We start from the raw sequence: 12,608 nt of genomic DNA on the forward strand, positions 1-12,608 counted from the left end.
GCCTAGCCGAGCACCACCAGCGTTTGATCGAACTCGACGGGCTGGCCGTCGGCGACGTTGATCTTCTTCACCGTGCCGGCTTTGGGCGCCACGATCGGATTCATCACCTTCATCGCTTCGACAATGAGGAGGGTGTCACCGGCCTTCACAGCCTGTCCGACCGCGACGAACGGCTTCGCACCGGGCTCCGGAGACATGAAGGCGGTGCCGACCATCGGCGACTTCACGGGATCGCCGCCGACGTCTTCCTGTGGAGCTGCCGGCGCGGCAGCAGCCGGAGCCGCCGCAGGCGCTGCAGCCGCTGGCGCCGGAGCGGCTACAACCGCCGTCGGCGCGTCACGCCGTACCTTGATCTTCCGGTCGCCATCCTCGACCTCGATCTCGTTGAGGTCATTGGCGGTCAGCATTTCCGCGAGCTCACGCACGAGGGCAGTATCGACACGCATCGATGCGCCCTTGTCGGCGCCGCCCTTGCCGGTCTCGGCCATTCCGAATCCCCTAATTCACGCCCACACGGGCCAACTCGCGCCGCGTCTTACCGCCTCGCGCGGCGGCGTCCAGTGAAAGCGCGCCTGTCTTCAATTGCGCGGGAGGCCGTACGTTCCTATCTGCCCCGTACAAATGACGGTTGATCATACAGTCCAGGTCCGCATCAACGGCGAGCATCGCCGGGTGAATGAGGGCATCAGCATTGCAGAGCTCGTCAGCGAGCTTGGCTTCGATCCCATTCGGGTTGCCGTCGAGCGTAATCTCGAGGTCGTTCCGCGATCGACCCTGCGCGAAGTGACTGTGCAGGACGGCGATGATTTCGAGATCGTCCGGTTCGTCGGAGGCGGTTGAATGAACGTCGAAGCCCCAGTGAAAGCCGACACGTGGACCGTCGCGGGCCGTACCTTCACGTCGCGGCTGATCGTCGGAACGGGAAGTACAAGAGCCTCGAAGAAAATGCGGCGGCGGTCGAAGCGTCGGGCGCGGAGATCGTCACGGTCGCCGTTCGCCGGATTAACATCTCCAACCCAAACGAACCGATGCTGACCGACTTCATCGACCCGAAGAAGATCACCTACCTTCCAAATACGGCGGGTTGCTTCACCGCTGACGATGCCATCCGTACCCTTCGCCTGGCACGAGAGGCGGGTGGCTGGAACCTCGTGAAGCTGGAAGTGCTCGGCGAGGCGAAAACACTCTATCCCGACATGCGCGAGACACTCCGCGCGACCGAAGTCCTCGTGAAGGAGGGCTTCGAGCCGATGGTCTATTGCGTCGACGATCCCATCGCCGCGAAGCAGCTTGAAGAAGCAGGCGCGGTCGCGATCATGCCGCTGGGCGCGCCGATCGGCTCCGGCCTGGGAATCCAGAACCGCGTGACAATCCGCCTGATCGTCGAGGGCGCCGGCGTCCCCGTTCTGGTCGATGCCGGCGTCGGCACCGCGAGCGATGCCGCACAGGCGATGGAGCTGGGCTGCGACGGGGTCCTGATGAACACGGCAATCGCCGAGGCGAAGGACCCGGTCATGATGGCTCGCGCGATGAAAGCCGCGGTGGAAGCGGGCCGGCTGGCCTATCTTTCAGGACGGATGCAAAAGCGCCGCTACGCCGATCCCAGCAGTCCGCTTGCGGGACTTATTTAGCCGCGGTCACGATGTGCGCCGTCATCGGCGCGCCGAATCCGTCCGGTCCTTCATACTCGCGCATGGCCTTCAGCACTTTCTCGTAGACCCGGTCGAGCGCGTCCGGCCCATAGTCGTCCATCGCCAGCTCGACACCCATCGGAGAACCGTAGACGAGCCCTCGCGCACCGTCCTCGGCTGACGAGCTGCGGCTGTCCAAGGTGATCGTATCGAGCTCGATGTCGTTGAAGCCGGCCGAGCGGAGATCTCTCTCGATCCACTCAGGGTCGTAATAGCTGAACGGTCCGCGCGTCATGAACTGGGGCGGGTTGTCGGGAAACAGCTCCCGCATGCTCTCGTTCGCGATGTTGCTGAGAATGTTCCGGTCGATCCGGTCCCACACCGCAAACAAATAATGCCCGCCGTCGCGAAGCACTCTGCGCGCTTCGGTATTTCCCTTCACCTTGTCCGGGTAGAACATCACGCCAAACTGGCAGACGACCAGGTCGAAGCTTTGATCTTCGAACGGAAGCTCGAGCGCATCGGCCTGCCGGAACGTCACATTGCCTGAAGAAACGCGCGTCGCGGCCACGTCGAGCATCGCCTGGTTGAGATCCGTCGCGACGATCCGGGCGGCCGGGAGCGCCTTCGACAATGCGTCCGTGACGACACCCGTCCCGGCGGCGGTCTCTAGAATGTCCCCGGCTGAAACTCGGCCGCGCGCTCCGCCATCACCTGCGCATAAGGACGGAAGAGCAGCGGCACCAAATGCTTCTCGTAGTTCGCGGGTACTGACCCGGAAAACCGTACGTCCATCGTAGCCATCGGAACGTGCCTCTCCGATCTCGGTTCTTGTGCTGGAGGCGGGCTTATGCCTGAATTCGCCGAACTCCGCGAGCGCATGGTCCAGCGCCAGATTGAGGCGCGCGGAATCACGGATCCTGCAATTCTTGACGCCTTTCGGGAGGTGCCGCGGGAGGCGTTCGTCTCCGCCGATTATGCCTCTGCCGCTTATGAAGATCATCCGCTTCCGATCGAGGCCCGGCAGACCATTTCCCAGCCCTACATCGTAGCGCTGATGATCGCTGCGGCGGGCATAAAGCCTGGTGACAAGGTTCTCGAGGTCGGCGCGGGTTCCGGCTACGCCGCAGCGGTCATGAGCCGCATCGTGCGCGAGGTTATCGGGATCGAACGGCAGCACGATCTCGTCGAGGTGGCGCGGGAGAGGCTCAAGCGGCTCGGATATGATAATGTGCGCATCGTCGAAGGCGACGGCACGCGCGGTTGTCCGAGCGAGGCTCCGTTCGACGCGATTCTGGCGGCTGCGAGCGGAAGCCACATTCCAAAGCCGCTGCTGGGCGAACTTGCGCCGGGAGGCCGCCTTGTAATGCCGATCGGCGACCCGGGCTGGGCGCAGGAGCTCGTGAAAGTGACGAAGCTGCCGGATGGAAGGATTACGCAGGAAAGCCTCGGCGGAGTCCGCTTCGTGCCCTTGATCGGCGAGGAGGGCTGGAGTGAACGTTGACGCAGACCTGCAGCTTCTGCCCGAATTGATCCGGCGAGCTGCCGAACCGCTGCCCGATCTGGACGATCCGGCCTTCGGAGCCATGTTCGACCGCTTCGGCGATGCGCGGGTCGTCCTGCTCGGCGAAGCAAGCCACGGAACGAGCGAATTCTATCGGGCGCGGGCGGCCATTTCCAAGCGGCTGATCGAGCGTCATGGCTTCAACATCGTCGCGGTCGAGGCCGACTGGCCCGACGCCGCTACAATCGACCGCTACGTCCGTCACCGTCCGTGGCGTGAAGGCGAACTCCGCGCCTTCGAGCGCTTCCCGACCTGGATGTGGCGCAACTCCGACGTCGACGCCTTCATCCGCTGGCTTCGGGAGTACAACGAACAACGTCAGTACGAGCAGATGGCGGGTTTCTATGGCCTCGACCTTTACAATCTTCAGGCATCCATGCGCGCGGTCATCGACTTTCTCGAAAAGGAGGATCCGGAAGCCGCGAAGATCGCGCGCCGGCGCTACGCCTGCCTGGAGCCATGGGCCGATCATCCAGCAACCTACGGGCGAATGGCCATCTTCGAAGGCTATGCACGCTGCCAGGCGCCGGTGCTGGAGATGCTGCGCGACCTAATGCAGCGCAATTTCGATTGCCTCACGATCGAGTGCGATGAGTGGCTCGACGCTGCTGCTAACGCTCGGCTCGTGAAGAATGCCGAGGCCTATTACCGCGTCATGTACGAAGGCGCGGCGGAGAGTTGGAATCTGCGCGACACGCACATGTTCGAGACGCTCAATCAGCTGCTCGACGCGAAGGGACCGCGGTCCAAGGCGATCGTCTGGGCGCACAACAGCCACATCGGCAATGCCGCGCACACGGACATGGGCAAAAGTCGCGGCGAGTTCAACATCGGCCAGCTGTGCAAGGACATGTTCGACGCGAAAGCGCGGCTGATCGGCTTCGGGACGCATACCGGAACGGTCGCGGCGGCGGACGACTGGGACGAGCCGATGCGGGTCAAGCAGGTGCGCCCGTCGCTGGAGGGCAGTCACGAACGTATGTCTCACGACAGCGGCGTGAGCCGGTTCCTGCTGGACCTGAGGACGGAGGAGATCGGTCGCGAATTGCGGCAAGCGCTCGGCGAGGAGCGCCTCGAGCGGTTCATCGGTGTCATCTACCGCCCAGAGACGGAGCGCTGGAGCCACTATTCCGAATGTGTCTTGCATCAGCAGTTCGACGCCTGGGTCTGGTTCGACGAAACCGAAGCCGTGACGCCGCTCCCCGGCGAAATGCGTCCGGGCGAAGAGGAGACCTATCCGTTCGGCTTGTAATCGCCGGATCGGACTCTTTTCTTGCAGCAAATCAGCAGTCTCGATCGTTAACCAATTGTGCCGATGCCAGTGTAACGGAGGATGTGATGGCGCATCGCCGGCCCAAGTCGCCGGGCAGCTTCCAGGATGAGCTTGAGGGTGTAATCGAACGCGTTGCGCCGACCGGTTCGAAGCTGCCTGCGAAGCACGACAAGCCGAAGGAGCGGGGCGTTTCAGACCCTGCCGGATTGAACGACCGGCTCTTCTGGAGAAGGCCGGAGGAGAGGGCTTAGGCCCCGCTTTCTCCCGGATTTTCGAGATCGTCGTCGCGTTGGTGATTTGCTCGACGTCGGTCTTGCAGTGGATCAGGCGGATGCCCTTCTGCTCCATCGCCCGATCGAGCGCCGGGGCGAAGTCCGCAGTCTTGTCGACCGTCTCCGCCCAGCCGCCGAACGCTCGGGCGAGCGCAGCGAAATCCGGATTGTTGAGCTGGGTTGCCGAGAGGCGCTTCGGATACTCGCGCTCCTGGTGCATACGGATGGTGCCGTACGCGCCATTGTCGACGATGATGACGAGCAGGTCCGCGCCATATTGCGCCGCGGTCGCCAGCTCCTGTCCGTTCATCAGGAAGTCGCCGTCGCCGGCGACACAGACGACCGGGCGGTCCTTGAAGCGCAATGCTCCCGCCACCGCTGCGGGTAGGCCGTAGCCCATAGTCCCGACGTCGGCGCGAGCTGCGTCGGCATGCAGCCGTAACGCCAGTAGCGATGCCACCAGCCCGAGAAGTTGCCTGCGCCGTTGCAGATGATCGTGCTCGGTGGGAGTTTCTCGCGCATCGTTGCGACGCACGGGCCAAGATCGAGCGTCACGCCTTCGCGCGGCTTGGGCTCCGACCATTCGAGCCATTCCTGATGCGCCTGCTCGCCGCATGAGAAACGGACGAGATCGGGGTCGTTCCACTCGTCGATCATCTCCGCGAATTCGCCCATGTCGGCGCAGATCGGCAGGTCGGCATGATAGACGTGACCGAGCTCGTTCGGGTCCGGATGGACTTGCACAAGCGTCTGCCCGGGATGGTCGGGCGTGACGAGCGCATAGCCGTCGGTCGTTGATTCCCCGAGGCGGGCGCCGACCGCAAGGATCAGGTCTGCATCGCGAATGCGTTGCTGCAGCTTCGGATTCGGCCCGTACCCGAGTTGGCCCGCATAGACTCCGCACTTGTTGTCGATGGCGTCCTGCCGGCGGAACGCGGCAGCAACAGGAATTCCGTATCGGAAGGCGAAATTTGCGAAGTGGTGCGCCGCTCTCGGGCTCCAGTCGGCGCCGCCGACGATGGCGATCGGCGAAGCGGCTTCCTTGAGGAGCTCGAACAAGGCCTGGATCGCGCCCGGATCGGGCTCTTCTGCAACTGGCGGGACACGAGGGCGGTCCGCTGTTTCGACCTGGTCGCGAAGCATGTCTTCCGGCAATGCGAGCACGACTGGGCCGGGACGTCCGGCGGTCGCGACGCGATAGGCTCGGTAGATATATTCCGGAATCCGGCGGGCATCCTCGATCCGCGCGGCCCATTTCGCGATCGGGCCGAAGAAGGCCGGGAAGTCGATTTCCTGGAAGCCTTCGCGGTCGCGGTCGCCGCGCGCGACATCGCCAATGAACAGGATCATCGGGGTCGAGTCCTGGAAGGCGACGTGAACGCCTGCGGTCGCGTTGGTCGCGCCGGGGCCGCGGGTGACGAAGGCAATGCCCGGCCGACCGGTCATCTTGCCGTCCGCGTCCGCCATGTAGGAAACCCCGCCTTCCTGGCGGCACACGACCGTGTCGATCTCAGGCGCATCGTGAAGCGCGTCGAGGACGGCGAGAAAGCTCTCCCCGGGGACGGTGAAAATGCGGTCGCAGCCCTGGATCCTGAGCTGGTCGACGAGGATCTGGCCGCCGGTGCGCTTGGTCATGGCGCGCCTCTAGCGAGCGCCGCTTACGTCGTCACCCCCGCCCGCCTCATCCGGACAATCACCTATTCTGATCAGTCCTGTGAACCCGTACTCGCATACTTCCGAAATAGGGAGAATTGCGATGACTGTACGTCACCGTTGGATGCGCAAGCTTATTCGCAATGGAAGCGACCGCGGTCGCGCAGGCGCCAGACGAAGGGGACATTGTCGTCACCCGTAAGCTGCCGCCCTCTAAGGATCGCCTGGTTCGAGTCGTTTACATCGGCGATATCAATCTCAAGGACGCGGCCGGGCGGACCGAGATGGAAAAGAGAGTGAGCAAGGCGGTCGACTACATGTGCGCCATTCCGTCGCCGATTCCCGGGCAGGAAAAGGCGATGACGGCTCCTTGCCGCGAGGAAGCGTGGGCCAGCGCGAGGCCGCAGATGGAAGGCGCCATGGCGAGAGCCAACGCCCATAAATAGCGACGAAAAGCTAAGCCTGGTGGATCGCCTTGACCACCTGGTAACTTTCCATCCCTTCCTTGCCACCCTCTGAGCCGAAGCCGCTGTCCTTCACGCCCCCAAACGGCGCGTCGGCAAGAGAGATGGCAAATGTATTGATCCCGACCATGCCGCTCTCGACGAGGTCGCCGATCAGGTTCGCGCGGCGGCCGTTTTCGGTGAATGCGAATGCCGCGAGGCCGAAGGGCAGTCGGTTGGCCTGTTCAATCACTTCCTCGAACGTGTCGAACGGGCGCGAGACAGCGACGGGGCCGAACGGCTCCTCGTTCATGATCTCGGCTTCGTTGGGAACGTCGGCGAGCAAAGTCGGCTGGAAGAAGAAGCCGCCATCGCCGCGCTCGCCGCCGGCGAGGACGCGCGCGCCCTTGGCCTTGGCGTCCTGCACCAAAGCCTCGATCGCGCCCGGGCGGCGGCTGTTGGCGAGCGGACCCATGCGGGTGTCCGCTTCAAGTCCGTTGCCGATCTTCACCTTCTGGGTGCGCTCGGCGAAGCCCTTCACGAAGGCCTCGTAGATGCCGCTCTGCACGTAGAAGCGGGTCGGCGAAACGCAGACCTGGCCGGCGTTCCGGAACTTCTGCGGAACGACCATGTCTAGCGTCTTTTCAAGGTCGCAATCGTCGAAGATCAGGACCGGTGCATGGCCGCCGAGTTCCATCGTCACGCGCGTCATGCTGTCGGCGCAAAGGCGCATCAGATGTTTGCCGACATTGGTGGAGCCAGTGAAGCTGACCTTGCGGATGACCCTGCTGGCGATGAGCGTCTCGCTGACGAGGCCCGATTCACCGTGGACGAGCTGGGCTACGCCTTTCGGAATGCCGGCATCGGCAAGAGCGCGGAAAAGCTCGGTGCCGACACCCGGTGTTTCATGCGGAGGGCGCGAGATGACCGTGCAGCCGGCGGCGAGAGCGGCGCTGACCTTCTTGGCGAGCAGGTAGAGCGGGAAGTTCCACGGCGTGAACGTCGCAACCGGGCCGACCGGCTGACGGATCACTCGCGAGACCTGGCCTGCCGGGCGGACGAGGGTCCGGCCGTAGTCGCGCTTGGCGTCTTCGGCGTACCAGTCGAACAGTTGTGCGGAGGCGAGCGTTTCGGCCTTGGACTCGGCAAGGATCTTGCCCTGCTCCTGAGTCATGGTCGCGGCAATCAGGTCGACGCGTTCGCGCAGGAGCTGTGCCGCCTTGTGAAGGATCGCCCCGCGCTTCTCGACATCCATCGAGCGCCACTCCGGCCATGCGCGATTCGACGCTTCAAGCGCCTCGTCGAGGTCGGCCTTGGTCGCGTAAGGCACCTCGGCGATCGGGCTCGCGTTGACGGGGTTGAGGACGGTGTGGGCGTCGCGGCCTTCGCCGGTTTTCCAGATGCCGTCGATGAAGAGTTTGAGGTCGGTTTCGTATCCCATGGAGCGCCAGATAGGCTTCCGCGCCGCTCTAGCCAAGGAGAGTCATTACGGATGCGATGCGCGGCGAGCAGCCGTGCGGCCATGCCCCCGGCATGGTCCGCGTGCGGCTGCTTGTTTCGCCTGCAACACGAGGCTACCGCTTACTGACAAAGGAGAAAGCAATGACCAAGCAGGAACTCGTTTCGCGCATGCAGGAAGGTCAGGCCTGGGTGCCGGGCAAGCGAGTGAAACTCGACTTCGGAAGCGAGGGCGTGATCCTGCTCGACGGCGCGGCCAGCCAGGTCTCTGAAGAGGATGGTGCGGCCGACACGACGATCAAGGTCAATTGGGAAGACTGGCAGGCGATGGCCGCTGGCCAGCTCGACGGCATGACGGCGTTCATGACCGGCAAGCTGCGCATCGAAGGCGACATGTCGAACGCGATGCAGCTCCAGGGCGTTCTCGCAAAGCTTCGCTCCTGATCCTTGGCCGGGGAGCGCGATCTTTCCCGGCTTCTGCGGGGCTTGAGGCCAAGGCTCTACCCGGATCGCTACGCATTCGCTGCGGTCGTGGAGCCTTCGCTTGGGGCCGGCCAATTTGCACTCGTTCGTGAAGGCGAAGGCCTGACTTCGATCCATCCTGATTCGCAGGGGAATGGGCGCGGATCAGCCTGGAGATCCATTCGAGCCTCGATGCGGTTGGCCTGACGGGCGTGATGGCGTCGAGGCTCGCCGACCTCGGCATCAGCGTGAACATCATCGCAGCCCTGCACCACGACCATTTGTTCGTCCCTTGGGATCGGCGTGAAGAAGCACTGGAGTGCCTGCGAAGTTTGCAGGGCCAGGCCGAAAACCGGTCCGCATAAGCAGAGCTTATCGGTTGCTTCGCTGAATCCGCTTGTCGAACCGCACGCCGCGGCCAAGGGAGGAGCCCGGAGGCCTCAATGCTGAAACTGTTCTACTCGCCGGGCGCTTGCTCGATCGTCAGTCACATCGCGCTCGAGGAAAGCGGTGCTGAATTCGAGCCTGTCCGGGTGACTCTCGCCCAGGCCGAGCATCTCAAGCCCGAATACCTTGAAATCAACCCGCACGCTCGGGTTCCCGCGCTGGGGACCGGCCACGGCGTGGTCACCGAGAATATCGCGATCCTCAACCTGATCGCCGACCTGTTCGGCAAGGACGGCTCGGTGCCGCGTGACGATCCCTATGCGGCGGCTCGCTGCAACGAGCTTCTCGGCTGGTTCGCATCCACAGTGCACATTTCCTTCGCGCAAATCTGGCGCGCAGCCCGCTTCACGAGGGACGAAAGCATCCATCCGGCGATTGTCGCCGGCGGACGCGAAAACCTTGAAAACCAGTTCGCAGAAATTGAGGCCCTGTCGGGCGAAGGATGGCTTGCCGGCGGGCGATTCACGGCCGCAGACTCATACGCGCTGACCTTCTTCCGCTGGGGGAGAAGGATCGGCATGGACATGGCCGCCTTTTCGCGCTGGGCTGCGCATTTGGAGCGCTTGCTCGAGCGGCCGGCGGTTCAACGCGTGCTGGAACGCGAGGGCCTTGCGCCCGCGGAGTTTCAGCCTGCATAGGAGGCGCGATGCGAGCCACAAGTCTCGGTCTGATGTTGGCAATCTCGGCATCACCGCTTCAGGCTCAGCAGGCGGCGCTGGACGCACGCACGGCGCAGGCGATCGTTGCTGGATGCGCGGCTCACGCGACGGCCAGGAACCAAAGCCACGCGATCGCGGTGGTTGATGTGGGAGGACACCTTGTCGCCGCGCTGCGCATGGACGGCAACGGCAGCGGAATAATAGATTTCTCGCTAGCGAAGGCTCAGGCAGTCGCGGCCTGGGGATTCCCGACCGCGCAGATGGAACAGGCGGCGAAGGAAACGCCGGGCTTCGCCAATGCTCCGCATGTCGTGACGGTACCTGGCGGCGTTCCCATCTGGTCGGCCGACGGCAAGACGCGGATCGGCGGCGTCGGAGCATCGGGTGAGGAGCCTGCCGATGACGCCGCGTGCGCTGAAGCCGGCATTCGCGCCGCCGGCCTCAGGAGCAGCCGCGTCCGTTGAATCCTTGACCCTCATCCGCGCGAACGGCAGAGGCGGGGCCCAAGGAGTGGCGGATGAAGAAGATCTATTCCAGCGCCGAAGAAGCTCTCGACGGCCTTCTGTTCGACGGAATGACGATTGCTGCTGGCGGGTTCGGCCTGTGCGGCATCCCGGAGCGGCTGATTGACGCGATCCAGGCGAGCGGCGTCAAGGACATCACCATTGCCTCGAACAATGCCGGCATCGACAACGAGGGTCTCGGCAAGCTCCTGCGCACCAAGCAGGTGAAGAAAATGATCTCGTCCTACGTCGGCGAGAACAAGGAGTTCGAGCGGCAATTCCTGGCAGGCGAGCTGGAGGTCGAATTCACCCCGCAAGGCACGCTCGCCGAGCGACTGCGCGCGGGCGGTGCGGGCATCGCGGGATTTTACACCAAGACCGGCGTCGGCACCGTCGTCGCCGAGGGCAAGGAAACCAAAGTGTTCGACGGCGAGACCTACGTCCTCGAACGCGGCATCCGCGCCGATCTCAGCATCATCAAGGGCTGGAAGGCCGACGAAAGCGGCAATCTCATCTTCCGCAAGACCGCCCGCAACTTCAACCAGCCGGCGGCAACCAGCGGCAAGGTGTGCATCGCGGAGGTCGAGGAGATAGTGCCAGTCGGATCGCTCGATCCCGACTGCATCCACCTGCCTTCGATCTACGTGAAGCGGATGATCCTCGGCGCTCCGTACGACAAGAAGATCGAGTTCCGGACTGTTCGTCAGCTGGAGGCTGCATGATGACGACCCATGACTTGCTGACGAAGGGCTGGACCCGCGACCAGATGGCGGCGCGCGCGGCGAAGGAGCTTCGCGACGGCTATTACGTGAACCTCGGCATCGGCATTCCAACGCTCGTTGCGAACAACATTCCGGAAGGCATGGAAGTGACGCTCCAGAGCGAGAACGGGATGCTCGGCATCGGGCCCTTCCCCTACGAGGACGAGGTCGATCCGGACCTCATCAACGCCGGCAAGCAGACGATCAGCGAGCTTCCGTCGTCCTCCTATTTCGACAGCGCGGCGAGCTTCGCGATGATCCGGGGCGGGCACATCGACCTGACCGTGCTCGGCGCAATGGAAGTCAGCGAGAAGGGCGACATCGCCAACTGGATGATCCCGGCAAGATGATCAAGGGCATGGGAGGCGCGATGGACCTCGTCGCAGGCGTCAAGAAGATCATCGTCGTGATGGAGCATGTCTCGAAGAACGGCGATCCGAAGTTCATCCCGGAATGCACCCTTCCGCTGACGGGCAAGAACGTCGTCGACATGATCATCACCGACCTCGCGGTATTCCAGCGGCCGGACCACGACAGCCCGTTCAAGCTGATCGAGCTAGCTCCGGGAGTGACCGCGGAGGACGTCCGCCAGAAGACCACGGCGCATTACGTGGAATGAGGTGGCTCGCATCCTTGGTGGCGCTTTGCCTGCCGGTGCCCGCCCTGGCGGAGGTCCCGGTGCAGATTGCGCCAACAGGGCATGCGACCGTGCCGGTGACCGGCAGCTTCGGAACGGCCCAGTTCGTATTCGATACGGGCGCGGAAGCGAGCGCGGTCTACGCGGATTTCGCGGACAGCGCAGGGCTGACCGTAGCGGGAAGCGAGACGCTTCAGGGCCAGACGGGCAGCGATGAAGTACCCCTTGTCTCGCTCGGCAGCATTGGCCTCGACGGGGTTCAGAAGGATGGCATCAAGGCCGTCAAGCTCGACCCGCGCGCCGATGGAGTGAAGCTCGCGGGCATTGTCGGGCTCGACCTGTTCGGTGATCGAACGGTGGACTTCGATCTTCCCCACAAGCGAATTTCCCTGCTTGCGCAGGGTGCCCGGCCCGCGGGTGAAGACACCCAAAGCGTCGCCGCATCGACGACCACGGGCAATCTCCTCACCGTGCCGGTCACGATAGGTGAGGTGACTGCGACGGCAGTGATCGACACGGGGGCGCGCAAGACGCGCATCAACTGGGCGCTTGGACGGTTGCTTGGGCTCAACCCGGCGAAACTGGCGAAGGGCGACGTCATCCAGGGCGCGACAAACAAGGCGGTCGAAACGGGAGCCACGCACATTTCCAACGTTCGCCTTGGCAGCCGCGTGCTGGCCCATGCTCCGGTGCTGGTCGCGGATTTGCCCGTTTTCGAAACGTTTGGCGTCGCCGGCCGGCCGGCGATGATCCTCGGCCTGGACTGGCTGGACAGGACGCGGATGGTGATCGATTTCCCGGGGCGGAAAGTCTGGTTCGAAGCGGTCGAGGTACCGGCTACCTGA

At 63.8% G+C, this 12,608-nt stretch carries 15 protein-coding genes and 3 pseudogenes; 13 read left to right on the top strand and 5 right to left on the bottom strand.

Annotated features, from left to right (window positions below; genetic code table 11):
- Positions 1-2 precede the first annotated feature (2 nt).
- Positions 3-488 carry an acetyl-CoA carboxylase biotin carboxyl carrier protein gene (gene accB / locus H9L14_RS03135; protein WP_187709193.1) on the bottom strand — a complete coding sequence of 162 codons (486 nt, stop codon included), beginning with the start codon at positions 486-488 and terminating at the stop codon, positions 3-5.
- Between the two features lie 133 nt (positions 489-621).
- Between accB and thiS the strand changes: the two are divergent.
- A pseudogene (gene thiS, locus H9L14_RS03145) lies at positions 622-1,631 on the top strand (sulfur carrier protein ThiS).
- Here thiS and H9L14_RS03150 read toward each other — a convergent pair.
- Both H9L14_RS03150 and H9L14_RS16470 read right to left on the bottom strand, forming a co-directional pair.
- On the bottom strand, positions 1,624-2,265 hold the full coding sequence (locus tag H9L14_RS03150) for a class I SAM-dependent methyltransferase (RefSeq protein WP_187710019.1): 642 nt from the start codon (positions 2,263-2,265) through the stop codon (positions 1,624-1,626). The pseudogene thiS and the gene H9L14_RS03150 overlap by 8 nt on opposite strands.
- Positions 2,266-2,300: 35 nt before the next feature.
- A complete protein-coding gene (locus tag H9L14_RS16470) occupies positions 2,301-2,435 on the bottom strand; it encodes a hypothetical protein (RefSeq protein WP_281389416.1) in 135 nt (44 codons plus the stop codon).
- Between the two features lie 46 nt (positions 2,436-2,481).
- Between H9L14_RS16470 and H9L14_RS15520 the strand changes: the two genes are divergently transcribed.
- The 3 genes from H9L14_RS15520 (at position 2,482) to H9L14_RS03160 (ending at position 4,719) form a co-directional block, all read left to right on the top strand.
- Complete coding sequence (locus H9L14_RS15520) at positions 2,482-3,135, top strand: protein-L-isoaspartate(D-aspartate) O-methyltransferase (protein ID WP_246444384.1); 654 nt, start codon at positions 2,482-2,484, stop codon at positions 3,133-3,135.
- On the top strand, positions 3,125-4,447 hold the full coding sequence (locus H9L14_RS03155) for an erythromycin esterase family protein (RefSeq protein ID WP_246444713.1): 1,323 nt from the start codon (positions 3,125-3,127) through the stop codon (positions 4,445-4,447). The genes H9L14_RS15520 and H9L14_RS03155 overlap by 11 nt, the downstream gene beginning before the upstream one ends.
- A gap of 86 nt (positions 4,448-4,533) precedes the next feature.
- Positions 4,534-4,719, top strand: coding sequence for a hypothetical protein (locus H9L14_RS03160; RefSeq protein WP_187710020.1), 186 nt, complete (start codon positions 4,534-4,536; stop codon positions 4,717-4,719).
- A gap of 7 nt (positions 4,720-4,726) precedes the next feature.
- Here the strand turns inward: H9L14_RS03160 and H9L14_RS03165 are convergent.
- Positions 4,727-6,375: pseudogene (locus tag H9L14_RS03165) on the bottom strand (thiamine pyrophosphate-binding protein); the annotation flags it as partial.
- 125 nt (positions 6,376-6,500) lie between these two features.
- Between H9L14_RS03165 and H9L14_RS03170 the strand changes: the two are divergent.
- The gene (locus tag H9L14_RS03170; protein ID WP_281389478.1) at positions 6,501-6,839 is read left to right on the top strand and encodes a UrcA family protein; all 339 of its coding nucleotides are present in this window, start codon (positions 6,501-6,503) and stop codon (positions 6,837-6,839) included.
- 10 nt (positions 6,840-6,849) lie between these two features.
- Here H9L14_RS03170 and H9L14_RS03175 read toward each other — a convergent pair whose 3' ends face one another.
- Complete coding sequence (locus H9L14_RS03175; RefSeq protein WP_187709196.1) at positions 6,850-8,277, bottom strand: NAD-dependent succinate-semialdehyde dehydrogenase; 1,428 nt, start codon at positions 8,275-8,277, stop codon at positions 6,850-6,852.
- Between the two features lie 161 nt (positions 8,278-8,438).
- Here H9L14_RS03175 and H9L14_RS03180 point away from each other — a divergent pair, with 161 nt between their 5' ends.
- The 8 genes and pseudogenes from H9L14_RS03180 to H9L14_RS03210 all read left to right on the top strand — a co-directional run bounded on the left by H9L14_RS03180 (position 8,439) and on the right by H9L14_RS03210 (position 12,608).
- A complete protein-coding gene (locus H9L14_RS03180) occupies positions 8,439-8,738 on the top strand; it encodes an SCP2 sterol-binding domain-containing protein (protein WP_187709197.1) in 300 nt (99 codons plus the stop codon).
- 3 nt (positions 8,739-8,741) lie between these two features.
- Positions 8,742-8,963, top strand: coding sequence for an ACT domain-containing protein (locus tag H9L14_RS17285; RefSeq protein ID WP_222949906.1), 222 nt, complete (start codon positions 8,742-8,744; stop codon positions 8,961-8,963).
- Positions 8,933-9,121: an ACT domain-containing protein gene (locus tag H9L14_RS14945; protein WP_425506920.1), complete on the top strand. Its 189-nt coding sequence runs from the start codon at positions 8,933-8,935 to the stop codon at positions 9,119-9,121. The genes H9L14_RS17285 and H9L14_RS14945 overlap by 31 nt, the downstream gene beginning before the upstream one ends.
- Positions 9,122-9,199: 78 nt before the next feature.
- Positions 9,200-9,841, top strand: coding sequence for a glutathione S-transferase family protein (locus H9L14_RS03190; RefSeq protein ID WP_187709198.1), 642 nt, complete (start codon positions 9,200-9,202; stop codon positions 9,839-9,841).
- Between the two features lie 8 nt (positions 9,842-9,849).
- The gene (locus H9L14_RS03195; protein WP_187709199.1) at positions 9,850-10,326 is read left to right on the top strand and encodes a GlcG/HbpS family heme-binding protein; all 477 of its coding nucleotides are present in this window, start codon (positions 9,850-9,852) and stop codon (positions 10,324-10,326) included.
- A gap of 53 nt (positions 10,327-10,379) precedes the next feature.
- A complete protein-coding gene (locus tag H9L14_RS03200) occupies positions 10,380-11,087 on the top strand; it encodes a CoA transferase subunit A (RefSeq protein WP_187709200.1) in 708 nt (235 codons plus the stop codon).
- 44 nt (positions 11,088-11,131) lie between these two features.
- Positions 11,132-11,745 (top strand): annotated as a pseudogene (locus H9L14_RS03205) (CoA transferase subunit B).
- Positions 11,742-12,608: a retroviral-like aspartic protease family protein gene (locus H9L14_RS03210; RefSeq protein WP_187709201.1), complete on the top strand. Its 867-nt coding sequence runs from the start codon at positions 11,742-11,744 to the stop codon at positions 12,606-12,608. The pseudogene H9L14_RS03205 and the gene H9L14_RS03210 overlap by 4 nt, the downstream one beginning before the upstream one ends.

It is taken from the genome of Sphingomonas sediminicola (assembly GCF_014489515.1).
Classification (GTDB): Bacteria; Pseudomonadota; Alphaproteobacteria; order Sphingomonadales; family Sphingomonadaceae; genus Sphingomicrobium; species Sphingomicrobium sediminicola.

Excerpts from the sequence above, each read along its gene's own strand:
- accB (WP_187709193.1), bottom strand. The coding sequence starts at position 488 with ATGGCCGAGACCGGCAAGGGCGGCGCCGACAAGGGCGCATCGATGCGT.
- H9L14_RS16470 (WP_281389416.1), bottom strand. The coding sequence starts at position 2,435 with ATGGCTACGATGGACGTACGGTTTTCCGGGTCAGTACCCGCGAACTAC.
- H9L14_RS15520 (WP_246444384.1), top strand. The coding sequence starts at position 2,482 with ATGCCTGAATTCGCCGAACTCCGCGAGCGCATGGTCCAGCGCCAGATT.
- H9L14_RS03160 (WP_187710020.1), top strand. The coding sequence starts at position 4,534 with ATGGCGCATCGCCGGCCCAAGTCGCCGGGCAGCTTCCAGGATGAGCTT.
- H9L14_RS03175 (WP_187709196.1), bottom strand. The coding sequence starts at position 8,277 with ATGGGATACGAAACCGACCTCAAACTCTTCATCGACGGCATCTGGAAA.
- H9L14_RS03180 (WP_187709197.1), top strand. The coding sequence starts at position 8,439 with ATGACCAAGCAGGAACTCGTTTCGCGCATGCAGGAAGGTCAGGCCTGG.
- H9L14_RS03190 (WP_187709198.1), top strand. The coding sequence starts at position 9,200 with ATGCTGAAACTGTTCTACTCGCCGGGCGCTTGCTCGATCGTCAGTCAC.
- H9L14_RS03195 (WP_187709199.1), top strand. The coding sequence starts at position 9,850 with ATGCGAGCCACAAGTCTCGGTCTGATGTTGGCAATCTCGGCATCACCG.
- H9L14_RS03200 (WP_187709200.1), top strand. The coding sequence starts at position 10,380 with ATGAAGAAGATCTATTCCAGCGCCGAAGAAGCTCTCGACGGCCTTCTG.
- H9L14_RS03210 (WP_187709201.1), top strand. The coding sequence starts at position 11,742 with ATGAGGTGGCTCGCATCCTTGGTGGCGCTTTGCCTGCCGGTGCCCGCC.